This window comes from Streptomyces sp. NPDC053513 (assembly GCF_044544765.1).
Taxonomy (GTDB): Bacteria; Actinomycetota; Actinomycetes; order Streptomycetales; family Streptomycetaceae; genus Streptomyces; species Streptomyces litmocidini.
In genome coordinates, this window is the sequence record NZ_JBITXP010000031.1 from 44,193 (window position 1) to 66,205 (window position 22,013).

The window sequence follows — 22,013 nt, forward strand, 5'->3', positions numbered from 1 at the left end:
GAAACCATACATTACTGGATCTTTGTGAGGGGAGCGCCTGGCCTGCTTCCATCGGAAGGGCGATGCCGAGATCACGGACAGGCGTGGTCACGAGAACCCCAGGTGCGAGTTCGCGGCGCGTGCGGCCTCCGCGAGTTCCGGCAGTTCCACGACGTCCACGCCCGCCTCGGCGAGCTGCTCGACCCCCACGCAGTCGGCAACGAACAACGGCGGTTCGCGCCAGGCGATGACGACGCGCGGGATCCCGGCCTCAAGGATCCGCTGCGTGCACGGAGTGCGGTCCGCGCTCCGCTGGGAGCACGGTTCCAGGGAGGAGTAGATCGTCGCCATGGCCAGCTGCGGGTCGCCCACCGGGAGCTTCGCGAGGGCAGCCTCCTCCGCGTGTTCACGCGGATCGGTCTCGCGCGAGTAGCCGGCCGCGAGCTCGGTGCCGTCCTCGGCGACGATGACCGCGCCCACCGAGTACGCCCCGGCGGCCGGGGGGCACAGCGCGGCGAGGCCGATCGCGCGCCGCATCCAGCGGAGGTCCTCGTCTCGGTCGGGCGCGTACATCAGCCGCGCTCCTTCGGGGCGTAGCGCAGCAGCACGACGTCGCCGATCGCGCGGGCCTCCAGCAGCCGCATACGGGAGGTCGACCCGCCCGGGTAGTCGGCGGCGCCCAGGAATTTCGGGGCGTCGGCCTGGCCCACGAGCAGCGGCGCGACGGCGAGGTGGACCTCGTCGGCCAGGTTCTGCGCCATGAGCTGGGTGTGGATCGTGGCGCCGCCCTCCACCATCAGCTGCTTGACGCCGCGGCGCCCGAGCTCATCGAGGACCAGGCCCCAGTCGAGGTCGGGCCCGACGCTGACGACGTCGGCGAGGTCTCCGAGCGTCGCACGGACCTTTTCCACCGCGCTGTCGACGGTGACGACCAACTTGTCGCCGCCGTGGTGCCAGAATTTCAGGTCGGCGGTGAGGTCGCCAGTTCGGGTGACCGTGACCTTGAGCGGGTAGGCCGGCTTGCCGTCGGCGACGCGCTGAGCACGGCGTTCGTCGCTGTTGACCAACAGGCGCGGGTTGTCCCGGCGCATGGTGTTCGCGCCGATCAGGATGGCGTCGGACTCCGCTCGGACCTGATCGACGCGGTCGAAGTCCTCAGCGTTGGAGAGCAGCAGCCGCTCGGGGCTGGTGTCGTCCAGGTAGCCGTCGACCGACATGGCGGCGGACAGCAGAACGTACGGGCGGGCAGTCATCTGCTCAGGCTTCCGTTTCAGTCTCGTGGAAGAGGGTGGAGTCGAAGGTGGCGCGGAACTCGGCTACGGCCGGCTCGCGCTGCCAGGGGATCAGGGCCTTGTCGAGCCGGACGAGTTCGTTCGTGATCCGGCCGGAGCCCGTGTCCTCCGCGACGGTCAGCGCGTGCATCCCGAGGGCGGCGGCCTGCTCCGGGGCACGGGCGCCGGCCAACGCCACGGCCTGCCGCGCCATGTAGACGCCCCGGTCGCGGTGGTAGCCGTCCGGCATCAGCCGGATGGCGGCGCCGAACGCGTCCGCGGCCTGGTCGTGCTTACCGAGGGCCTCGAGGCCCTGGGCGCGGTGGACCTCTACGTACGAGGCGTTCAGCCACACGCCCCACGGGGTGGGGTCGGCGGCGGCGCCATCGAGGGCGTTGCGGACGTCGTCGATCGCCCGCTCGCTCTCGTCGGCGTCACCGCGCAGCGCGTGTCCGTACGCTTCATAGGTGCGCGCGACGGCGGCGAGGCGGCTGCGGGGACGGGCCATGCGCTGGGCGGCTTCGGCGAGGTCGACCACGTCGACCAGGTCGGCCGTGTCACCAGCCAGCTGCGCCTTGCGGGCCATGACGTACGTGGTCAGGTCGTTGTCGCCGACGGTGTGGGACCACTGCATGGCCCGGTCCAGCCAGTACGACGCCGCCTGCGGGTTACCCAGGTCCTGGTAGAGCCAGGACAGGAACTCGCCGTACTGCGTCTGGAGCTCCATCAGGTCGCGCCGGTCGGCGCCCTTCGCGTCCCGGCGCAGCTCCTGGATGACCTGGATGTGGTCGCGCACGGCGGCGACGGCGTGCCGGGGCCCGAGCAGGTTGTCGTTGTCGATCAGCAGGCGGCGGGTGCGACGCAGGTGCTCCACCGGCGTCGAGCCGTACGCGTACGCGGCCCGGGCCTTGCGGACCAGACCGGGAACGGCACCGGAGTCCGCGAAGGCCGGCGAACCGACGCCGACCGCGGCCGCAGCCCCGAGCCCCATCCCCGTGCGCAGCAGCGCACGCCGATTCAGAGCCACCCAAATCACCGACCCATCAGCTAGACGACACGGGACCGAGATCCCTTCGTCCGACGCTGCCTGGTCGGCCACGGCGAAAGCTAGGTCCACTGATGATCTGGCCACATGGGCCGGGGGATTGGCCACATGGCCACGCTCGTCACCGATCCGCTCCCACAGGCGGAGCAGCATCCCGCTGGCGCCCAACCTGTCGTCCAGGACCACGGCCTGCGACCGGTCGGGCGTTCGCTCCGCTCGCTCGAATCGTCCCAGGTGGCTGTGGTCGATACGAGTGATCTTGCCGAGCTCGCGAAGGCTTAGTCCCCGTGCGGTCCGCAGCTCCCGCAGCTGGTATCCCCAGTTGTGCAAGGGCGACACCCAGGGCGTCAGCTCCCTCGGCTTCTGTGCCATCCCGCCCCCAACCTCGTGGCCTATGTGGCCAGATGATCCGGCCACATGTCGGATCTGGAACTCCCGAGTGTGGCGGACCTAGAACCGAAACAACGGTCCGCCGACTCGGGAGGCTCTCAGTGTTCTACGGTTCCATCCGCATCCGGCTGCTGCGCGCGGCGGAGCAGGGCGAGGACGCTGTCCGGATTGCCGTCGTACACGAGGTGCGGCTCGTCGTCGGTCGGCGGGGAGAAGCGTCCCGCATGCCGAAGGAGGTCCTCCTCGCTGAACTCGATGGAGTTCGCGTCGATCAGCGATTGCTCGTTGCGCTTCCGGATCCGGTCCCAGCGCACCTCGTGCGGGAGCGGCAGGTAGATCAGAATGGGCTCACCGCCCGCCTTCACCACAGTCGCTGCCCACTGGGCCCGTTCCTCCGGAGTCCAGAAGCCGTGGTCGACCACGGCGTCGTGTCCGGCCGCCAGGAGCTCTTCGAGCTCAAGGGCGATGTCCTTGAGTACGGGCGCCTCTCGAATCCTGAACTGCCCGCGGGGGAAGTCTCGGCCGTAGTGGCCGTAGCGGCGGAACATCTCCTCGTCGGGGCAGAGCCGCCGGAAGCCAGCTTTCTCCAGGGCGCGAGCGAGGGTTGTTTTGCCCGCGCCCTGCAGGCCCGACATGAGGATCGCGCGAGGCGTGGGAGCCGGGCGGCCGGTGGTGCGCCCGGTCATCGCAGAACCGCGGACGTGGTTCGCCGGGTGCGGCCGGGGGCGCCCAGGTCCACGCCGTACTCCAGCAGCTCGCCGTCGGCGTCCAGGAAGCGCGCGGTCAGCACAAGGATCGCTGCGACGGTGTCGGGCTCCAATTCCAGGAGCTCGAGGTCGCGGGCAGTGGCGATGCGTGCCGTCTCCTCATCCACACGCTGTACGACGTGGCGCCCAGTGGCTTCGGCGACGAGGTCCAGCGACAGGCCGCCCTTGAGGCGCTCGCTGTGCGCGAGCTCGGGCAGCACCTGGGCGAACTCCGCCGGGATCCAGGACGTTGAGTGGGAGACGATCCCGTGAGCATCTCGGTAGACACGGCTTCGACGAATCACGTCCTCACCGGGCTCGATGCCGAGCGCATCCGCGACGTCCTCGGGGGCCGGCACCATGCCCGCGGTGTGGCCGGAGGATTTTTCCCCCACGCCCCACGACGACTTCGTCGTGGCGCTCCGATCGTGGCGCTCCGATCCGGATGCGAGCGACACGGGACGCGCCATGACCTCGGTGCCAACGCCCGGGATGCCGTTGACCAGCTTCTCGTCTCGCAGCAGTTTCATGGCGCGGTCAGCCGTTGCGGTGCTGACCTGCCACTGATCTGCCAGGGCGCGGATGCTGGGCAGCAGGTCGCCCGGCGCCAGCTCCCCGGAGCTGATGAGGTCGCGGTAGTGGCCCGCGATGCGCGCGTATGGCGGCCGGTTGTCGGCCCGCGGTTGCCCTGGCATGTCGCCTCGCCTCCTTCTCTTCTGTCTAGGTGCCTCACTATACCGCTTGACACCTGAGGGTACCTGAGGCAACCTGATGTAAGTAAGGCGGTGATCCCCCGGGAACACCGCGTAGTCGCACCACCGCAGTAGTCGTCCGCCCTTCGGGGCGGCGGGGTAGTCCTCGGGGTCACCCAGGACGCGAGAGCACCATCGAACTCCCCCGGAGCCTGACGGCACGACGACTGCGTGCACGTCGCAGCGCTGTGCGCTGTCTGTCCTGCGGGACGCCGGCCTTGTGCCGTGCGGCCCGGAGGGCGGAGAGAGCATCGCGACGCTCCCCCTGCCGCTCCGTCACGAGGAGTTCAGATGTCTGCTTCGACCGTTGAGCGCACCGCCCGGCCCCGCAAGAGCCGGACCCGCTCCCGCACCGTCAACGCCCGCCCGGTGCTCGCCCTCTCCACCCTCAAGCCCAACCAGTACGACCTGCGCCCCGCCTGCGCGTCGCTGGTCTGCCCCGACTGCGAGACGTGGGTGCCGATCACCGGCATCCAGACCAAGAAGCCCAAGCTCGTGCCGCACGACACCGGCCGCGCGTTCGAGGCCCCGGCCGTCCGCTGCCGCCTGGGCAGCAACCGCCTGGTCACGGTCGACGTCACGGTGAAGAAGTGGGCGGAGCACCTGGAGGACGGTCACGCGGAGACCGGCCACCGCCGCCGGACCACCGTGCGGCGCAAGCCGAAGGTCGCGGTCGCCCCGGCCGTCAGCCAGATCGCCGCGCAGCGGCAAACGTCGGCCGGTGACGAGCCCGGCGACGGCCGGCCCATGTGGCTGCTGCGCAAGAAGCAGTGGGCAGCGACCGCGTCCGCGGTCCGCGACACCGACACCCGCCGAGCCCAGCTGCCCGCCGGTGACACCCCGCTCGGCGCCCCGCCGGTGCCGACCCGAAAGCTCACCCCGACGACCTGACCCGTTCTCCCGGCCCCGGCCTCGACTCCCCCGAAAAAGGGAGCCGAGGCTGGGGCCATCTACACCCCGCCCCGCCTGACCCGACGCGATCCGGAGGACCCGATGCCCACGACCCTGACCTTCCGCCAGGCACACACCACCGAGGGACCGTTCGACGCGGAGACCCTGGCGCTCTTGGACGAGCTCGACGTCCCGCTCCCCACCGAGCTCGCCGACCTCGACGCGGACCTCGACATCGCCTTCGGTACGCCGCTGGAGATGTACGAGCCCGCGTGCACCGCCCGGGAGATGCGCCGCTACGCGGCCGCGGTTCTGGTCGTCCCGCCCGACCGTCGCCACGAGCTCGCCCTCGCGCACGGCGCGGAGATCACCGCTCGCGTCGACGCCGGCCGCGACATCCTCGCCGCCGACCCGACCATCACTGCCTGCGTCCGTGAGCGCCTGGTCGACATCCTGCTCCCCCACGCCGCTCGACTGCGCCGGACGATCCGCTCCGGCTGCCGCCCCGAGTACGCCGCCGCCTGACCAGACGGCCCCGGACGGACGCTCACGATCAGCGGCCACCCCCTACTGCACCAAGGGGATGGCTGCTGGTCGTGGCCGGTCGTACGACCCGCCAAACGAACGACAGCCCCGGGGATTGCGCCCCCGAGGCTGTCCAGGACCTACGCGGAGGACCTATGCAGGACAGCATCGCACGGAACAACGGCGACTCCGACACGGACATGGACGAGGCCCTGCGCCGCGTCCGCTCGGGGAAGTGACCGCGATGGACTGGCGCCACAACGCGGTCTGCCGCGAAGAGGACCCCGACCTGTTCTTCCCCGTCGGCAACACCGGCCCCGCCCTGCTGCAGATCGCGGAGGCCAAGGCCGTCTGCTGCCGCTGCCCCGTCATGCAGGCGTGCCTGCGGTGGGCGCTGGAGTCCGGTCAGGACGACGGCGTCTGGGGCGGACTGTCGGAGGACGAGCGCCGCGCGATGAAGCGCCGCGCCCGCCGGCGGTCCTGGAGCGGACAGGCGGTGTCGGCATGACCGAGGCCGAGCGTAAGGAGCTCTCCGACAAGGTCGCCGAGGCGAACCGCCGATCGGAGAACCACCAGAAGTGACCGCCCGACAGAATCCGCTCTACACCCGGTACATGGCCGCCTTTAACGAGTGGACCACCCACGTCACCAGTTGCTCGTGCCGGGTCGAGGCGCCGTGCGAGGTGGGAGCGCCGCTGTTCGAGCGGTTCTCCCGTCTCCAGGCCGCCTGGAACAACCACCTCACCCAGCAGCGCCGCTGACGCGCGTCTGCCTCTCCCGCCCCCGCCGCCCGGCGGGGGCGGTCCTTGTCTCTGAAGGAGAGAACCGCATGACCACCACTACCCTCCCCGCCACCGTGTTCACCGACGAGGTCCTCGCCCGGGCCGCCGAGCTCGCGCGGGACTCCTACCGGCCGGTGTGGACCGGCGCCTCGGGTGAGGAGTCGACCGGCGAGTCGGTCGCCCGCCACCTGGAGGCGGCCGCCGCCCTGCTGGAGGCCGACGGTTGGTCCCGCACCAGCACTTACACCTCGCCCGCGAGCACGAAGCTGCCCGCGATCGAGTCGATGAGCACGCAGGCCATGGTCCGCGAGGTGCTCCTCGCGGTCCGGGAGGAGACCGCTCCCGGTCCGCGCACCCTGTCCGTGGCGCTGGACCAAGCGGCGCGCGGCGGGAACGGCGACACCGACACCCGCGACGTCGCCTATCAGGTCCTGAACGGGGTGGTCCGCGCGCTGACCGGCCACGACCAGGCCCTCGCCACGGCGTGGACGGAGCGCCTGCACCGCACCCGCGAGGACGTCCTCGACCTGCTGGCCGCCGGCGCCTGCTTCGCCCGCACCTACGGTCCCGGCGCTGCCGAGGTGCCCCAGGCCACCTGACCGATCGGCGGGCGATGAAGCACCGTGCAGCCCGCCAGCGGGCCCGCAACGCCATCTGATCCGCTCTGGCGGCTGCCTGATCCGCTCGTCCCGGCTGCTCACCATGGCGGCCAGGACGAGCGGTGAAGGGGAGCCGGATAGCCCGGACCGAACAGTCGAGGGAGGCCTTCATGGCCACGACGATGACCCCGCTCCAGCCCGGCACGGAAGCCACCGCCCAGGCGTGCGCCTTCGCGATTTTCGGCACCGACATCCCGCCGATCGACCCCGAGGACTACGACGGCAGCTGGCGCACCACCCTCCACGTCATCGCGGAGGAGTGGGTGGGCGAGGGCCGCTTCGAGCGGCACGCCGCCCGTACCGCGGCCGCGCTGAACGAGCTGTTCGCCGCGCAGAAGCAGTACGGCGTCGGCTCGCCCGAGGCGCTCGCCGAGGGCACCAGGCTTCAGCTGCTGATCGACCGGTGCCGGCACTTCGGCATCACCACCGCCGACCTTCGGCGGCACGGCGCGCAGTTCCCCGAGCGCTGACGCTGACTTCGCGCCCGCCCGGCGGGAGCCGCACCCAGTTTCGGGCCCGCCCCGCGACGCTTCGCGAGCACGGCCGCCCACCTCCCGGGCCGTCGGCCTTTTCGTGCGCGCGGAGCGGGTAGAGCCGGTGTCCAGTTCGCAAGCAACCATCCGCACAACCGGCCGTTTCGGGAACGCCTCGCCGCGTTTCGGGAGCAGCCCCCGCCGTTTCGCGCACACCCTGAACGACCCCTCTCGGAGGCCCCTATGACGATCACCGACTGGCCGCGAACCGCGGCTGAACCCGGCCCTGGGACGGCTTCACCGGCCGCCGTTTCGGGAACGTCCACGCCGGTTTCGCGGACGGCCGACGTCGTTTCGGAGACGGCGGAGTTCGTTTCGGAGACGGAAAGCGGAACCGGAGCGAAGCCCTCCCCGGGGAGGCTGACCGGCAGCCAGAAGTGGGCGGCCGGGGCGATCGTGATCGCCGCGCTCGTCCTCGCGGGCATCGGCCTGTACCTGTCCTTCGAGCACGTCGCGGTCTTCGCCTTCGAGCGGCTCCGCTTCGGCTCGCTGGGCAAGGGGCAGATGTTCGCGGTCGGCGTTGACGTCGGCATCATGGTGATGATTGCGGTCGACCTGCTGATGGCCTGGCTCAAGCGCCCCATCAGCTGGATCCGCTATCCGGTGTGGCTGCTGACGGCGGTCACGGTCGTCCTCAACGCCGCGTCCGGCGCTCCCCGGGACCGGGCATGGTCGCTGATGGACTACGTCGCGGCCGGCGCCCACGGCGTCGTCCCGGTCCTCTTCATCATGGTGGTGGAGCTCGGCCGTGACGCGATCGACCGCGTTGTCCGTCCTGACCAGGCCGAACGCGACTCGATCCCGTGGCTGCGGTGGGTGCTCGCCCCGGTAGCGACGGCCCGGATCTTCCGCCGGATGCGGCTGTGGGGCGTCACCTCCTACCCGGAGATGATCCGCCGGGACCAGGAGCTCATCGCCTACGAGCAGTGGCTCAAGCGCAAGCACGACGGTGACATCTCCCAGGCCAGCGAGGACGAGCTGCTGCCGATGCGGATGGCGCCGTACGGCTACACCGTCGCCCAGGCGCTGGCCATGCCCGATGAGCAGGAACAGGCAGCTGCCGAACGTGAGGAAGAGGCGGAGCGCCGCCGCCTGGACGCGGAGACCCGCAGCGAGGTCGCCAAGGCCGAGTCCGCGGCCGAGCGGCTGCGTGCCAAGGGGAAGGTGGAGCTGGTCCAGGCGGAGGTCGACGGCCAGACCGGGCAGGCCCGCGCGCACGCCCGAGCCCAGGTCAGCGCCGCAGAGAGGGCCGCTGAGCTGGAGCTGCAGGCCCTCGACAACGCCGTGGTCGCCGAGGCCCGCGCCCGCGAGGCCGAGGCGGAGCGCCTGGAGGCCGAGGAGCGCAAGGCGGCGGCCGAGGCGGACCTGGCGAAGGCCGAGCTCGAGCGGAAGGCCGCCGAGCAGCGCAGGGCGGCGGCCGAGGCGGACAAGGTCGCGGCGGCGGAGGCCGGCGCGATCGAGACCGAGCGGATCGCGCAGGCGCGCAAGGCGGCGGCCGCCGCCGACCTGGAGGCGGCCGAGCTGGAGCGCCAGGCGGCGCAGAAGCGGAAGGAAGCGGCGGAGGCCGACCGGGTCGCCGCGGCGGAGGCGCAGGCCATCGAGACCCAGGCCATCGCCGAGGCTCGCCAGGCCGCTGCCGAAGCGGACCGGCGTGCTGCCGAAACGGAGAAGGCCGCTGCCGAAACGCGGCGGGCCGTCGCCGAAGCCGACCGCAAGCAGGCGGAGGAGGACAGCCGCCGGGAGGCCGCTCTCGCCGACATCGCGCGCTCCCGGAAGGAGGCCGCCGAGGCCGAGCGGGCCGCTGCCGAAATGCGGCGGGCCGCCGCCGAAATCGAGCGGCGCGCGGTCGAAGCCGAGGACGCCGCGAAGCTCAAGCCGCGCGAGCGGGCGGTCCGCAAGGTTGCCCGGATGATCCTCGCGGCCGGTGGCGACGCCGACCGGCTGCCGCTTTCCCACATCCAGCACGAGCTGGCGGTCACCTCGCCCGGCACGGCCTCGGAGTACCGCCAGGAGGCGGCCGAGCTGCTCGCCGGCGGCTACCGCCCCTGATCCACCGTCCGGCACACACCAGTGAGGGCCAGCCCATCGGAAGTGGGCTGGCCCTCGCTGCGACTGCCGGAAGCAGTCACAGCCCCACCAGTACACCAGGAGGGAATCCCCGCCGTGAACAGCAACAACGACCCGAACTACTCCCCCCTGCGCGACGTCGCGCAGAGCCCGGAGGCCACCGCCCGGTACCTGGCCGATGTCCAGCGGGTCCTGCTGGACATCGGCAAGAACCTGGAGACCCTCTCGATCGAGACCCAGGTGCACCTGCGCGACACGCACGTTGAGGGCGACCGCTGGTACCACGCCCGGCTGCGCGCGATGCCCGTTGAAAGGGCCCTCGGAAACGTCCTCAAGAACCTGAAGAACCTCACCGAGGGCCTGGAAAAGAGCGCCTACAAGCGCCGGGCCCACGACGAGGCCGTGGTGAATACGGCCAAGGAAAGGAAGGAAAAGGAGCTGGAGAAGCAGCGGAAGAAGAACCCGCCGGTCCTCCAGGCCGCGCCCAACCCGCCGCAGCAGAGTGCGCAGCCGCAGAATTCCGGCTACAGTGGTCCCACGTCGATTTTCGACCTCGGTAAGAGGGAGTCGGCGTGACGCGCCCCCTCAGCAGCATCGAACGCTCCATTCAAGGGCGGAACGGCTGGCTGCAGGAAGAAGAGCGGAAGGCGATCGAAAGTCGCGGAGAGACCGGCCGGATGGAATTCTGGCTCCGAGTCACCCGGACTGAAATCACCAGGGAAGTCAAAGCCGGTCGCGGCGATGTCCTCGCCGCATTCACGCTGGTCTGCCGCCTCTTCAAGCTGGTGCTGGAGAAGCGGCAGGCGGGCGACCCGCGGCTGTTCGACCACCTCATGCAGTACGCGGACACCGTCCTGAAGCAGCACGGCCCGCGTCACTGAACGTCACCCACGAAGGCCCCGCCGGGCTCCGGCGGGGCCTCGCGCGCGTAAAGCGTGCACACGTGCACGTGCACGCGCGTGCACACGAGACCCCACTGTCTGTCAAGTCCCCAGGAGGGGAGGTGCCCCGTGTCCGACGACTCCGACGAGACCGGCGGCGGGACCCTGGTCCACGGCCCGTGGAGCGGTGACTCCACCTACGAGCTGCCGCCGATCCCGGATTTCATCGACACCATTCCACCGCCGGAAGACATCCCGGAGGCTCCCCCGGAAACCCCGGAGGAGACCACCATGGAACTGCCCGCAGTTCCGGCGGCCCCGGACCCCGTACTGGCAATGCGTTCCGAGGGAATCGCCGCGCCGGTAGTCGAGGAGCCCGAAGGCGAATACGCGGAAGGCGAATACGAACAGCGTCGCTCGCTCGCCGACCGTCTCGGTGACTGGTTGGAATTCCGCCTGGAAATGGCGCGGGCCAATCACGAAAGCGAGGCGCCTTTCCGCGAGGCTGAAATAGCGCGGAAGGCGGCGCTGATCGAGGGTCGCACCGCGCAGGAAGTCGCGATGATGGAGCAGAACGGAAAGCTCCACGCCGCGATGATGAAAGCGAAGGGCGACAAGGCGGCGGCGCGCGAAAAGGCGTCCGGCTCGGTGTCCGGCTCCGGGATGGGGGCGGACAAGGGCCGCTCGAAGGCCAGCGGTGGCGGCGGGTCCTCGCGCGGCGGTGGCGGCACGGGACCCTCCCGCACCAACTCGAGCCCGGGGCCGAACAAGCCCGGGGCCTCGCGCGGCCCCAACTCCGGTACGTCCGGGAGCCGTTCGGGGGCCGGATCGACCGGGAGCGGCGGAGGCGGCAAGGACCGCAAGAAGGGCCCTGAGCGGTCCTCTGGCAGCCACGCGGCCGGTTCCGGGCGCAACGGGTCGTCCGGGGGCTCGAAAGGCTCCCAGGCGGGCTCTGGCGGCTCCGGCCGCAGCGGCAGCTCGAAGGGCGACGGCAACGGTCGGGCCGAGCGCGGTCCGGCGTCCAGCGCCCGTGCCGAGCGGGCCCGCGGCCGCCAGGACCGCGCCGGGGTGCGGCAGTCCGGGCGGCAGGAGCGGCACACCGCCGGCCTCGCCGACCGGACCAAGGACCGCGACCAGGCCCGCGCCAACCGGCAGCAGGCGTGGGAGGACCGCCGGGCGAAGCGGGCGGAGCGCGACGCGGCGCGGAAGGCGAAGCGGGAAGCCGCGGCGTCGACCACACCGGGCCGCACCACCCTGGGCCAGGCCCTCGGCGAGGAGGCCCAGCGCCGCTGGGACAAGCGGCGCTCCGACGCGAAGGCCGCCGCCGACGCGAAGGACGGCAAGGCGGCCGGGGCGGAGAAGGTGAGCCTGACCAAGGAGAAGGACTCCAAGGCCAAGAGCACCGACGGGAAGGACTCCAAGTCCGCCAAGGACGGACCTGAAGGGGCCTCTGGCGCCGCGAAGGACGGCAAGGCGGGCGACGAGCCGGCCAAGGACTCCAAGGCCGGTGACGGGGCGTCTGACAGCGCGAAGAAACGCCGTCGGTTCCGGCGCCGGCGCACCGCCGGAACGGGCCGGGCCGGACGGCGCGGGCGTACCCGCCGCACCGGTCGCACCGGCCGGGCGGGACACGGTCGCACGGGACGCTCCGGCCGCCCGGCGGACAGCCCGTTCGGCGCGGAGGAATCCACGCCGACGGTGGAGTGGCCCGACCGTCCCACCCACCCGCCGCACACCGACACCAAGAGCGGCGAGGACGACATCGTCGACGCCGACATCGTCCCCGACGGCCCCGCGGCCGTCACGACCGGCGTGCGGGGCCTGCCGCCCGCGCCGGAACCGCACACCGCCAGGCCCGGCACCAGCCGGCCGACCAGCACGGAAGGGAACAGCGTGAGCAGCTCGCAGGTCAGCAGACCGTCCGGCGGGGGTGGCCTGGCCGCCCAGCACCGAACCGACATCACGTTCGACGAGTACCTGATGGAGATGGCGAAGATCGGCCTGCAGGCCGGAGCCGACCAGGAGCGCGCCGAGGAGCTGATGAAGGCCCTCGGCAAGGTCGCCGACGCCTTGCGGGAGATGGCCGCCGACCTGGTCGGCGACCACAACGTCTCCACCGCCGTCACCGATCTGATCGGCGACCTCGCCGACGCCGCGGGCCGCATGAAGGCGCAGGCCGAGCGGTGCGCCGAGGAGTGCGGCATCGCCTGGGAGGCCGCCCGACTCGCGGCGACCATGGTCGCCCGCGTCTACGGCGAGGACATGGCCGCCAAGGAAGACGCGGGCCTGAAGTACGCCTCGGCCGCCGCCCACCACGACTAAGCACGGAAGGAATCCAGCCGATGAGTGATCTCGCACCTCGCCCCGGCGGCACGGCGCCCGCCGTCGCCGACGGCGACAACCGCTACAAGGCCGTCCAGGCCAAGCTGCTCAAACTCGGCGCGGCCCTGGACGACGCCACCCTCGAACTCGAGTCCCTGGGGCGCAGCATGCAGGCCAACGCCTCCCGCACCGAGGACGTCGCCCGTGACATCGGCCACGCCGACCTCGACGCGCTGTTCGTGGAGCTAACCAACAACGTCTCCCTCGCCCTGGGCGGCGCGGCCATCCAGGTCAACAAGCTCCGCGCCACCGCGCAGGAGACCGCCGACCTCGCACACGAGACCAAGCGCACCCACTCCAAGCTCTACGGCGCGCTGGACGACATCCGCTCCAACCGCAGCGTGAAGACCCCGAAGGCCGGCTTCTTCAACCGCTGAACCCGCTCCCCCACCGACCCCCTGCCACGGGCGGCCCCGCACACCAGCGGGGCCGCCCGTGCCCATTCACCCCGAAGGAGAAGCTCGGTGGCCACGCCGCGCAGTGTCACGCTCGAACGCCTCGCCTACACCCTCGCCGCGCCCGTGCTGGCCGTGGCCCCGAACCTCTACCCCGACAGCCCCGTCAACCAGGTCGTGCAGCTCGTCGGCGCGGCCGGGATCGGCGGCTGGGTGCTCGCCGCCAAGAGCGACGAGCCCGGCGCCGGACGCAAGATTCTGCGCTGGACCCCGTTTGTGGCCGCCGCCGCGATCGACGTCGCCGCCAAGACGACCACCGGCTGGGGGCCGTACTGGCTCGACGGCCTGCTCGCCGCCGGATGGGCGGCGGCCGGCTACCTGGTGCTGCCGTACGCCCGGCACACCCGCCGCCGCCACCGTCCCGCCCTCGCCGCCCCCGTCCCGCAGCCGGCGCCCGCCGAGATCCTCGAGGAGCCGGTGGCGGTGGTGGACGACGGCGCGGACCTGCTCACCCGCGAGGTGCGGATGCTGTGGGAGAACGCCGGGATGCCCGGCCGCACGCACGTCGTCAAGGCCACCCGGCACCCCGGGCAGCGGCACGACCTGACGATCCTGCTGCGCGCCTCGGAGACCGGACGGCCGATCACCGGCCTGTCCGAGGACGCGGTTGCAGCCCCGTTCGGTGTGTCGTCCAGCGACGTCGTGCTGTCGGAGGTCGCCATCCAGCCTGGCCGTCAGGGCGGCCCCGGCTGGATGGAGGCCCACATCACCCCCGACGCCAACCAGCGCCGCCGCACCAAGCCGACTGACCAGGAGAAGTGGACCGACCGGGTTGCCAGCCCCAAGGGCGGCGCCCCCGGCTCCGAGCTGGTCCACACCACCCGCGACAACGAGCGCGGGGTGACGTTCTACCGGGCGAGGATGGCCGACCCCACCGACACCCCGCGCATCGACCTGTCCAAGGTCTGCCGCGGCCTGGGCCTGCCCGATGACGACAGCCGTGTCTTCGTGCTGGTCGAAGGAGCCGAGTTCCTGATCAGCGTGTTCGACACCCCGCCGCTGTCCCCCACGTTCCCCGCCACCCGTGAGCTGCTCAGCCCGGACCCGAAGACCGGCATGTACGTGTGCGGGTTCAGCATCACCGGCCAGCCGGTGCACAACTTCGTGTTCCAGCACGACAAGAACGCCGCCAAGCACGGCCTGGTCCTCGGCGTCACCCGTGGCGGCAAGACCCAGTTCTTCGCCGTCACCATGGTCGCCGAGTCCAACGCCGGACAGATCGTGTGGCTGTCGTCCTGCTTCAAGGACGAGAAGACGACCGCCCTCGGTGAGTACATCGACCGCCAGGGCATCAGCCCGCTCTACATGGCCCGCCAGCTGCGCGCGGCCAAGGCCCTGTGCGAGATCCGGGCGGAGATGCCGTGGGCGTACGACGGCAAGCCGCACGACTACAAGCCGGGCGACCCGCGCTGCCCCTACAAGCAGCTCAACGTCTACGCCGACGAGTTCATGACCGCGAGCCAGGACCCCGAGTACGGCGAGTTCATCCAGGCCGACGGCGACGCCCTGACCGTCATGGGCCTCAAGTACGGCATTGGCTTCAACCCCGCCGGACAGAGCCCGTTCGCGCACAACGGCTTCTCAACGGAGATGAAGGACAACCTCCGGCAGAACTCCCGCCCGGTCATCTTCAACATGGGCAGCCCCGGCGCCACCCGCAAGGCGGCGGAGGGAACCATGGAGAACGCCTACGACGTCCCGACCATCCCCGCCCGCTATGCCCCCAAGGAAGGCAGCGCGATCGAGCGGGCCATGGCCGGCGAGGCCGAGCCCGAGAACGGCGTCTCCACCGGCGGCGTCGCGGTCGTGGTCCTCGACAACGGGCGGGCCGTCCTGATGAAGGCCCTGTACGTCGACTTCGACACCGACCTGGCCGACCTGTTCCCCAGCGAGGTCAACCGGCTCACCGACCACGAGATCAGCGAGCTGGAGAAGCGCGGCCTGTGGTTCGACTGGAGCGAGCCCGAGCCGCGGCCTGGCGAGTTCTGGCCCGAGCCCGACGAGGACGACGGCGACGGCAAGCCCCGCCGGCGCGGAGGCGGCGGCAAGGGCGGAAGCGGGCGCGGCTCCAAGAGCGGCCGCCGCGCCGAGCCGAAGGTCACCTCGCCCCGCCAGGCGCTGGAGGCCATCAAGAGCCTCACCGACGCCTGACCCACCCACCCATCACCCGGGGCCAGCCCGCCCGAACGGCGGCCGGCCCCGTTCTTCGCGAAGGAGTCCCCGTCGTGGGCCTGTCCATCTCCGCCGCCGCGCTGCTCGCCATCATCGTCGTCGTCCTGGTCAAGGGCGGACACGTCCGCGTCGGCCCCGCGCTGACCTGCACGCTGTTCGGCTTCACCCTCGCCGCGACCGGCCTGGCCCCGGCCATCAACACCGGCCTGACCGCGCTCGCCGGACTGCTCGCCAGCTTCTGACCTACGCCTCCGTCCACGGCGGGTCGGGCGTGTAGTTGAGCCCGTCGCAGAAGCGGCAGTCCCACTCCGACGGGATCTCCCACTTGTCGACCCACCAGCCGACCTGCCTGCCGACGAAGTAGTTGTCCCCGCCGCACCAACCGCACTCGAAGACGAACTCCACCCGATTCCCTCCACCGCGCACCAGCCGGATCGAGGATGCCCGGGGCGCCGGGCGGTGACTACCCACCCGCCAGCCCCAAATCACCTGCTGCACAACGCCGAAGGGCGCCGCCGGGATGTCTCTCCGGCGGCGTCCTTCGCGTTCCCGTCTGGAGCCCGCCATGCCCGACACCGCCCCCTCCCCCGCGATACACCCGCCCACCCCGACCACCCGCCAGGCCGCCACCGCGCCGCCGGCGGCACTGGCCCTCGAGGAACGCCTCACCCTCGTGAACATGGAGATGACCGCGCGCCTGAACGAAGCGGCCGTCGCCCACGCGGTCAACACCGCGCACATCCCCATCGAGCCCGTGGACCTGGCCGACGTCGTCACCGTCCCGCTGACCCCGACGCTCCAGCCGCAGCCCGAGCCCTACCCGACCCCGGTCGCGGCCCTGCTGCAGCGCGCCCACCACCGCCTGCTCACCGGCGGTTGGTGCTCCGGCGCCCTGGTCGACGAGGACGGCGCCCACTGCATGCTCGGAGCCATCCGCGCCGAGGCCAGCGGCGACAGCGGCCTGGAAGCCGACGCCGCCTCCGTGCTTCTGGACGCGATCCGCCGCCGCTTCGGCGAGCACGTCGACTCCGTGCCGTCCTTCAACGACGCCCACGGCTCCGGCCGCGTCCCGATGCGAATGCTCGACCAGGCCGCCGGCCTCGCCGACGCCCGCGGCCTCTGACCCCCTGCTCCGGACCACCTGGCCCGCACCCGAACCCCTCGCGGTCGGGTGCGGGCCAGGCCGTCCGGCCTGCGCACCACCACCCATCACACGAACCCGAGCGAGGGAGTCGCCCCGCCATGCAGTCCGACGACAAGCCCACCAACGGCCAGTCCAACCTGAACTTCCTCGACCTGTTCAACCAGCTGCCGTACGAGCCGCCGGCCCCCGAACTGGACGGCAACGGCGCCGGGCGGCTCGCGTGGCTGCGCGCCGCGTGGAAGACGTCCTGGAAGGAGGGCGGCTTCCTCTACGAGCGGTGGGAGGAGGTCGGCCAGGCCCGGCACGTCAGCTGGTACGAGATCGCCACCTGGATCAAGGCCGCTCTCCTGTTCGGCGGACTCAGCCTCATCGTGCTGATGCTGGACGCCGCCGGCGACATCGCCTCCGCCACCCTCAAGGGCCTGTCCGCCGCCCCGGCCTCCGGCGCCGGGGACGGCAGCGGCCTGTGGGGCACGGTCGACCACCCGATCAGGGTGTTCCTCGCCGACCAGGCCGCGCACCTGCCGGTCGCCCCGGCCGCCCTGTACGCGTTCTGGCAGCTGACCGGACTGGTCGGCCTGGTCGGCGGGTTCTTCGGCAACGCCGGAGCCCGCATCGCCTGGCTGCTGTTCGGGATCGGCTCCCTCGCCATGATCTGGTCCGCCACCCCGGTCGGCGGCCGCGCCGCCGCCACCGGCCTTGCCGCCCTTATGTGGGCGCTCGCCAGCATCTTCGCTCTGCGCGGCCTGACCCTGCGGCCGGTCGTCCACAACCACCCGCCACAGTTCCAGCCCCAGTTCAGCCCCGCCCTGCACCTGCACGCCACCCTGCCCGCACCCACCCCGGCCGGGGACGACTACGGCGACGAACCCGACAACGTCCACCCGCTCCAGCGCTGACCCCGGTCCACTCCGCCTGCTCCGACACCACCGCTGGCGCGCGCCCGATCAGGACGCGCGCCGAACCGAAGGGAATCCCATGCAGCTCAAGGAGAACGAGCACCGGTTCGGCACCTTCCACGGCCGCCACGACGGCACCCCGGAGAAGGTCACCGCCGTCCGCGACGCCGGCCCACCAGTTCCCGACGGGCGGCGCGCTCCAACCCGACCGGTGGGCGGCGGCCGTCGACTGGGCGCGGTCGGCGGGCGGGCTGATCCTGGAGGACGACTACGACGGCGAGTTCCGCTATGACAGACAACCCGTCGGGGCGCTGCAAGGGCTCGACCCCGAGCGGGTGGTCTACCTCGGCACCGCCAGTAAGTCCCTCGCGCCGGGCCTGCGGCTCGCGTGGATGGTGCTGCCCGAGCACCTGGTGGACGAGGTGGCGGTGGCGAAGGGCGTGGTCGACTGGATGTCCGGCGTCACGGACCAGCTGACCTTCGCGGAGTTCCTCGCCTCGGGCGCGTACGACCGCCATGTGCGCGCGATGCGACTGTGCTACCGGCGGCGCCGCGACCAGCTGGTGGCGGCGGTCGCCGAGGCGTCGCCCGGCACCCGGGTCAGTGGCATCGCGGCCGAGCTGCACGCGGTCCTCGAACTCCCCGAGGGCACCGAGGAGTCGGTGGTCCGCTCCGCCGCCTTCCAGGGCCTCGCGCTGCTCGGCGTCAACCGCTTCCGCCACCCCGCCGTCGCCCGCACCCGCGACGCCCTCGTCGTCGGCTACGCCACGCCGCCGGACAGCGCATGGTCGGGCGCCCTGGAGGCCCTGACGCGGGCCCTGCCGGAACCGTGACGCGGACGGACGTACGGGTCGGCGCAGGTGAGCCTCGGCCGCGCGCCCGTCAGCCGGTGAAGGCCGGAAGGACGAGCTGGTACGTCCCGTAGTCCATGGCCCCCGCGACGGCGGCGAGGACGAGGGTCACGACCCGCATGAGCACCTTGTCACCCGTCGTCGCGCAGGCGAGGGCGTCCGCGGGGTTCCGCGGATGGTAGGCGATCCGGACCGTCCTCCCCTTGTTGTGGGCGTTGATGTAGCGGGTCACCCCGTCGGTGGCCGTGAACGCGTGGACGGTGTCGCCGTGGTCCTCCCGGAAGACCTGGTGCCCGTCCACGGTGATGCCGTGGCGCGGCAGGTACCAGTCCCGCCCCACCATCGCGACCGCCATCACGGCGACGTAACTGAGCGAGACACCGGCCGCCCCGAGCAGCAGCGTCGCGATGGCCCGGCTCCAGTCCCCGCCCAGCACCCCGACGACGACGGCGAGGACCGCGACGGCGACGCAGCCGGCGTCCCTCACCCGCTTGCCGTGGGACGGCAGCCCGCCCTGGACGTGGTTCTCGTCCACGTCCTCCTCGTCGCCGACGCCCAGGCTCCGCGTGACGACGAGCGCGGAGCCGTCGACCGGCTCCTGGTCCGCGGCGCGTTCGGGCAGGGCGGCGTTCACCGCGTCGGCGAAGACGCCGGCGGCGGCCGCGCTGACGTCGGTGAGGCGGTGCACCGTCGGTTCGACCCCCGCCGGAGCCGTGAGCTCCACCGCGAGGTTCCGCCGTTCGGCACGGACGCGGGCGATCGCGGCGAGCGGTATGCGCAGCTCGGCGTCCGGACGCCGCAGCAGCAGCTCGTCGCCGGTGCAGCGGAGTTCGGCGCCCTTGTCGCCCTGGAGCACGGGGATGGGCGAGGAGATCGACATGCGCGCGATCGTAAGTCGCGAAGTCCCCGCCGGTGAAGGGGCGGTGCGGTTCGCGGTGGGGTTCCGGGCGGGGCCCGTGGTGCCGTACCGTCCGCCTGTGAACCTGGTGACCACCGTACTCCTCCTCGCCGTTGTCGCGTCGGCGGGCTTCTTCGTCTTCGGCCTGATGCTGATCTCCGGCGAGGGGGCCGAGCTCAAGAAGATGACGGAGCTGTACGAATCCGGCGTCGAGGTGCGGGCGGAGCTGGTGAGCCTGGTGCCGTTCGGCAGCAACGGTTACGCGCGCGCCGTCTACGCGTGGGAGTCGCCCGAGGGCTCCGGCCGCTACCAGACGGGCGCGAACGTGGGTCCCGCCCACGTGGTCGGCCGGAGCTACCCGCTGGTCTTCCTGCCGCGGAACACGAAGCACGTGCACCTGGGGACGAAGACGGCGACCCGCAGGGAGGTGAAGCGCCGCCGGAAGTACCGGCGCGACGCACGACGGATGGTCCTGCTGGGCTTCACGGCCGGCGCGCTGGCGACGGTGGGGCTGGTCCTCGGCCCTGACGGTCTCGGCCCCTGACGGTCTCAGCCGCCAGTGAGAGCCTCAGCCCCTGACGGCCTTCAGCGCCGTCCGGGGCCCGCGGCGGTGTCCGGCCCCGGGGCCGGTGACTCCTCCGGGGCCGTGGCCGGGGCCTCGCCGAAGCGGGCCAGGGTGAGGGACCCGGCGATGGCGACGGCGAAGCCGAGGAGGGCGAGCCAGGTGAGGCCGGGCCGGGTGCGGTCGCCGAGCCAGGCGACGCCCACGATCGCCGGGCCGATCGTCTCACCGAGAACCAGACCGGCGGTGGCCGTCGTGACCGAGCCGCGCTGGAGGGCCGAGGTGTACAGCAGGAAGGCGCCGCCGCCGATGACGAGCAGGGCGTACAGGGCCGGGTCGGTGAGGCCGACCGGGTCGAGCAGGCGGACACCCGCCCCGAGCCGTACTTCTGGGTGTGCACCTGCGGCGCGTCCCGCAGCTTCCCCACCGAGGACGGCGTGTTCGCCACCGCCTGGCGGCACACCCACCCCACGCGCTTCGACCGGCTGCGGCAGTGGGCCACCCGCCGACTGCGCACCCGCCGCGCCCGCTGACCTGACGCCCCGCCTGGCCCTCGCCCACCCGCCCCGCGCGGGACGGGCGAGGACCGGACAGGCCGCCCGGCCGCACGCACCACCCCGCCGCGAGAGAAGGAGACGTTGTCTTGGCGAAAGCGCCGACCGCCATAGGAGTGCTCACCGAGCCCCCGGCCCCGACCTGGTGGAAAGCCAACCGTCACAAGGTTTTCGGCGTCGGCGGGCTGCTGATCGACTATCTGATCGGCACTCACCTGGCAGACGCCCCCGAGCAGCAGCCGGCCCCGCTCCGGCCGGGCCACAGCACGCCCGCGCCCGGTGAGCACTCCACCCGCACGGCCCACGGCCTCGCCGCATAACCCAGCCGCACCACCCCGCTGCGCCCCGCCGACACCCGCACGACGTCGGCGGGGCGCAGCGCTGCCCGCCCGACGACTGGAGGAACTGCCCGTGCTCATCCCCCGCCCGCGCCGCCGGATCGGCCGGCCCCGCCCGCAGCGCCCCGGCCCCCGTTACCCGCAGCGCCCCGGCCCCCGTTACCCACAGCGCCCCGCCCGGCTGCCCGGCGCCTGGAGCAGGTGATGGACGACCAGGACGAGGACCTGGTCGGCGTCGACCCCTATGACCCCGGCGACGGCCCCTTACCGGCCTACCGGTGGAAGCAGGCCGGACGCGCGAACCTCGCCACCCGCCACCAGCTGCGCGAGATAGGACTGCGCCCCGGAGGAGCGGAGCCCCTCGCCCGGATCGAGTGCCGCGGCAGGAAGCGGTGACCGTGGCTGTACCGGATCGACCTGGCGAAGCCCAAGCTCCCGATGACCCTCGCGAAGGAAGCCGCGCTCGACGCCGCGACGGCCGCCCGCCAGACCTGCGGCACCTGCGGCCGCCGCTACTTCCACTGCATCCCCTTGAAGACCTTGGGCTCGTGCCTGGAGTGCTACGACGGCACGCCCGCCGGCCCCACCTCCTACATCGCTCCCCTGGTGCCGGATCACCGGCTCGCCGCATGACCCGAGAGGACACACGATGCGTACCGCCCTACGTACCTCCGCCTTCACCGAGCCCGACCGCCCCAAGGGCCTGCTCATCCGGTTCGCCACCACCGGCGGCTCATTCGTCGATGTCACCGGCCCCGGGAACCACTCCGACCAGAACCGCTGGAACTGCCACGGCTGCGGAGAGATCTCCGACCGGCCCGGGAAGGACTTCCTGTTCCGCATCCGTAGGGGCGCCAACGACCACGCCACCGCCTGCCGCGCGATCCCGCTGACGTGATCAGCTGCCGCCTGCAGGCCGCCCTTCTACTCGCCGCCCTCCCGGCCGCCGCGGCCGTCGCCGTCGCGGTCAAGGCCGGCGACTGGCGGCTGCACGCCGACCGGCACCGCATCGAGCTGACGCCCCAGCCCCGCCGCTCCTGCCCCGGCTGCCGGGGCGACGGCGGCTGGTGGGTCGACGGCACGAACCCGGAGATGGAGGTGTGCGGCTGCTGGTCCGACCGGCCCACCTGGCGCATCCGGCTCCTGCCCGTCCGCGCCGCCTGGCCGGACGAGCCCCCGTTCTGAACGACCCGCCCCCGGCCGGTGCGGCCGGGGGGCGGACCTCGGGTGGCCGCGC

30 protein-coding genes and 2 pseudogenes are annotated in these 22,013 nt (G+C 72.2%); 23 read left to right on the forward strand and 9 right to left on the reverse strand.

All coding sequences use genetic code 11. The features are described 5' to 3' along the window. Positions 1-87: 87 nt before the first annotated feature. The 3 genes from ACIGW4_RS33570 to ACIGW4_RS33580 are packed head-to-tail and all read right to left on the reverse strand — an operon-like array spanning position 88 to position 2,277. Complete coding sequence (locus ACIGW4_RS33570) at positions 88-552, reverse strand: deaminase (RefSeq protein ID WP_399585082.1); 465 nt, start codon at positions 550-552, stop codon at positions 88-90. Further along, on the reverse strand, positions 552-1,232 hold the full coding sequence (locus tag ACIGW4_RS33575) for a RibD family protein (protein WP_399585084.1): 681 nt from the start codon (positions 1,230-1,232) through the stop codon (positions 552-554). Before ACIGW4_RS33575 ends, ACIGW4_RS33570 begins: the two co-directional genes overlap by 1 nt. Before the next feature lie 4 nt (positions 1,233-1,236). Then, the gene (locus ACIGW4_RS33580; protein ID WP_351220501.1) at positions 1,237-2,277 is read right to left on the reverse strand and encodes a DNA-binding protein; all 1,041 of its coding nucleotides are present in this window, start codon (positions 2,275-2,277) and stop codon (positions 1,237-1,239) included. A gap of 126 nt (positions 2,278-2,403) precedes the next feature. On the opposite strand from ACIGW4_RS33580, the gene ACIGW4_RS33585 reads away from it, so the two are divergent. After that, complete coding sequence (locus tag ACIGW4_RS33585) at positions 2,404-2,577, forward strand: hypothetical protein (RefSeq protein ID WP_399585182.1); 174 nt, start codon at positions 2,404-2,406, stop codon at positions 2,575-2,577. On the opposite strand, the pseudogene ACIGW4_RS33590 reads toward ACIGW4_RS33585, so the two are convergent. The 3 genes and pseudogenes from ACIGW4_RS33590 to ACIGW4_RS33600 all read right to left on the reverse strand — a co-directional run. Beyond that, positions 2,494-2,667 (reverse strand): annotated as a pseudogene (locus ACIGW4_RS33590) (helix-turn-helix domain-containing protein); the annotation flags it as partial. The gene ACIGW4_RS33585 and the pseudogene ACIGW4_RS33590 sit on opposite strands and share 84 nt — an antisense overlap. 116 nt (positions 2,668-2,783) lie before the next feature. Continuing rightward, positions 2,784-3,371: an AAA family ATPase gene (locus ACIGW4_RS33595; protein ID WP_399585087.1), complete on the reverse strand. Its 588-nt coding sequence runs from the start codon at positions 3,369-3,371 to the stop codon at positions 2,784-2,786. Then, positions 3,368-4,126 carry a GntR family transcriptional regulator gene (locus ACIGW4_RS33600; protein ID WP_399585089.1) on the reverse strand — a complete coding sequence of 253 codons (759 nt, stop codon included), beginning with the start codon at positions 4,124-4,126 and terminating at the stop codon, positions 3,368-3,370. Before ACIGW4_RS33600 ends, ACIGW4_RS33595 begins: the two co-directional genes overlap by 4 nt. A gap of 348 nt (positions 4,127-4,474) precedes the next feature. Between ACIGW4_RS33600 and ACIGW4_RS33605 the strand changes: the two genes are divergently transcribed. The 13 genes from ACIGW4_RS33605 (at position 4,475) to ACIGW4_RS33665 (ending at position 15,772) form a co-directional block, all read left to right on the forward strand. Continuing rightward, positions 4,475-5,074: a hypothetical protein gene (locus ACIGW4_RS33605; RefSeq protein WP_399585091.1), complete on the forward strand. Its 600-nt coding sequence runs from the start codon at positions 4,475-4,477 to the stop codon at positions 5,072-5,074. Between the two features lie 102 nt (positions 5,075-5,176). Continuing rightward, entirely contained in the window at positions 5,177-5,599 is a 423-nt protein-coding gene (locus ACIGW4_RS33610) for a hypothetical protein (protein WP_399585094.1), read from the forward strand. Between the two features lie 244 nt (positions 5,600-5,843). Then, positions 5,844-6,107: a WhiB family transcriptional regulator gene (locus ACIGW4_RS33615; protein WP_399585176.1), complete on the forward strand. Its 264-nt coding sequence runs from the start codon at positions 5,844-5,846 to the stop codon at positions 6,105-6,107. A gap of 70 nt (positions 6,108-6,177) precedes the next feature. Then, positions 6,178-6,360 (forward strand): hypothetical protein, encoded by a 183-nt coding sequence (locus ACIGW4_RS33620; protein ID WP_399585097.1) that lies wholly within the window; start codon positions 6,178-6,180, stop codon positions 6,358-6,360. A 68-nt stretch (positions 6,361-6,428) separates the two neighbouring features. Continuing rightward, complete coding sequence (locus ACIGW4_RS33625; RefSeq protein ID WP_399585099.1) at positions 6,429-6,980, forward strand: hypothetical protein; 552 nt, start codon at positions 6,429-6,431, stop codon at positions 6,978-6,980. A 170-nt stretch (positions 6,981-7,150) separates the two neighbouring features. Beyond that, entirely contained in the window at positions 7,151-7,510 is a 360-nt protein-coding gene (locus ACIGW4_RS33630) for a hypothetical protein (protein WP_399585102.1), read from the forward strand. Between the two features lie 246 nt (positions 7,511-7,756). After that, positions 7,757-9,622, forward strand: coding sequence for a DUF2637 domain-containing protein (locus tag ACIGW4_RS33635; RefSeq protein ID WP_399585105.1), 1,866 nt, complete (start codon positions 7,757-7,759; stop codon positions 9,620-9,622). A gap of 114 nt (positions 9,623-9,736) precedes the next feature. After that, positions 9,737-10,216 (forward strand): hypothetical protein, encoded by a 480-nt coding sequence (locus tag ACIGW4_RS33640; protein ID WP_399585108.1) that lies wholly within the window; start codon positions 9,737-9,739, stop codon positions 10,214-10,216. Then, positions 10,213-10,521 (forward strand): hypothetical protein, encoded by a 309-nt coding sequence (locus tag ACIGW4_RS33645; protein ID WP_399585111.1) that lies wholly within the window; start codon positions 10,213-10,215, stop codon positions 10,519-10,521. Before ACIGW4_RS33640 ends, ACIGW4_RS33645 begins: the two co-directional genes overlap by 4 nt. Positions 10,522-10,650: 129 nt before the next feature. Further along, positions 10,651-12,843 (forward strand): ATP/GTP-binding protein, encoded by a 2,193-nt coding sequence (locus ACIGW4_RS33650; RefSeq protein ID WP_399585114.1) that lies wholly within the window; start codon positions 10,651-10,653, stop codon positions 12,841-12,843. 20 nt (positions 12,844-12,863) lie between these two features. Beyond that, entirely contained in the window at positions 12,864-13,280 is a 417-nt protein-coding gene (locus tag ACIGW4_RS33655; RefSeq protein WP_399585117.1) for a conjugal transfer protein TraB, read from the forward strand. An 87-nt stretch (positions 13,281-13,367) separates the two neighbouring features. Continuing rightward, a complete protein-coding gene (locus ACIGW4_RS33660; protein ID WP_399585120.1) occupies positions 13,368-15,509 on the forward strand; it encodes a chromosome segregation protein ParM in 2,142 nt (713 codons plus the stop codon). Between the two features lie 74 nt (positions 15,510-15,583). Further along, entirely contained in the window at positions 15,584-15,772 is a 189-nt protein-coding gene (locus ACIGW4_RS33665) for a hypothetical protein (RefSeq protein ID WP_228978425.1), read from the forward strand. Between the two features lies 1 nt (position 15,773). Here ACIGW4_RS33665 and ACIGW4_RS33670 read toward each other — a convergent pair whose 3' ends face one another. Then, positions 15,774-15,935: a hypothetical protein gene (locus ACIGW4_RS33670; protein WP_189554175.1), complete on the reverse strand. Its 162-nt coding sequence runs from the start codon at positions 15,933-15,935 to the stop codon at positions 15,774-15,776. Between the two features lie 160 nt (positions 15,936-16,095). Between ACIGW4_RS33670 and ACIGW4_RS33675 the strand changes: the two genes are divergently transcribed. The 3 genes and pseudogenes from ACIGW4_RS33675 to ACIGW4_RS33685 all read left to right on the forward strand — a co-directional run. Further along, positions 16,096-16,653, forward strand: a complete 558-nt coding sequence (locus ACIGW4_RS33675) for a hypothetical protein (RefSeq protein WP_399585124.1) — start codon at positions 16,096-16,098, stop codon at positions 16,651-16,653. 119 nt (positions 16,654-16,772) lie between these two features. Then, on the forward strand, positions 16,773-17,573 hold the full coding sequence (locus ACIGW4_RS33680; RefSeq protein ID WP_399585126.1) for a hypothetical protein: 801 nt from the start codon (positions 16,773-16,775) through the stop codon (positions 17,571-17,573). A gap of 164 nt (positions 17,574-17,737) precedes the next feature. Beyond that, positions 17,738-18,406 (forward strand): annotated as a pseudogene (locus tag ACIGW4_RS33685) (PLP-dependent aminotransferase family protein); the annotation flags it as partial. A gap of 49 nt (positions 18,407-18,455) precedes the next feature. Here ACIGW4_RS33685 and ACIGW4_RS33690 read toward each other — a convergent pair. Continuing rightward, positions 18,456-19,304, reverse strand: coding sequence for a hypothetical protein (locus tag ACIGW4_RS33690; protein WP_399585128.1), 849 nt, complete (start codon positions 19,302-19,304; stop codon positions 18,456-18,458). A gap of 97 nt (positions 19,305-19,401) precedes the next feature. On the opposite strand from ACIGW4_RS33690, the gene ACIGW4_RS33695 reads away from it, so the two are divergent. Continuing rightward, a complete protein-coding gene (locus ACIGW4_RS33695) occupies positions 19,402-19,866 on the forward strand; it encodes a hypothetical protein (RefSeq protein ID WP_399585131.1) in 465 nt (154 codons plus the stop codon). A gap of 41 nt (positions 19,867-19,907) precedes the next feature. Here ACIGW4_RS33695 and ACIGW4_RS33700 read toward each other — a convergent pair whose 3' ends face one another. Then, positions 19,908-20,351 carry a hypothetical protein gene (locus ACIGW4_RS33700; RefSeq protein ID WP_399585133.1) on the reverse strand — a complete coding sequence of 148 codons (444 nt, stop codon included), beginning with the start codon at positions 20,349-20,351 and terminating at the stop codon, positions 19,908-19,910. Positions 20,352-20,527: 176 nt separating this feature from the next. On the opposite strand from ACIGW4_RS33700, the gene ACIGW4_RS33705 reads away from it, so the two are divergent. The 5 genes from ACIGW4_RS33705 (at position 20,528) to ACIGW4_RS33725 (ending at position 21,961) form a co-directional block, all read left to right on the forward strand. After that, positions 20,528-20,758 (forward strand): hypothetical protein, encoded by a 231-nt coding sequence (locus ACIGW4_RS33705; protein ID WP_399585135.1) that lies wholly within the window; start codon positions 20,528-20,530, stop codon positions 20,756-20,758. A 222-nt stretch (positions 20,759-20,980) separates the two neighbouring features. Then, positions 20,981-21,172: a hypothetical protein gene (locus ACIGW4_RS33710; RefSeq protein WP_399585138.1), complete on the forward strand. Its 192-nt coding sequence runs from the start codon at positions 20,981-20,983 to the stop codon at positions 21,170-21,172. A 15-nt stretch (positions 21,173-21,187) separates the two neighbouring features. After that, positions 21,188-21,409 (forward strand): hypothetical protein, encoded by a 222-nt coding sequence (locus tag ACIGW4_RS33715; RefSeq protein WP_399585178.1) that lies wholly within the window; start codon positions 21,188-21,190, stop codon positions 21,407-21,409. Positions 21,410-21,425: 16 nt separating this feature from the next. Next, positions 21,426-21,674, forward strand: coding sequence for a hypothetical protein (locus tag ACIGW4_RS33720; protein WP_399585139.1), 249 nt, complete (start codon positions 21,426-21,428; stop codon positions 21,672-21,674). Beyond that, positions 21,671-21,961 (forward strand): hypothetical protein, encoded by a 291-nt coding sequence (locus ACIGW4_RS33725; protein ID WP_399585142.1) that lies wholly within the window; start codon positions 21,671-21,673, stop codon positions 21,959-21,961. The genes ACIGW4_RS33720 and ACIGW4_RS33725 overlap by 4 nt, the downstream gene beginning before the upstream one ends. Positions 21,962-22,013: the final 52 nt, after the last annotated feature.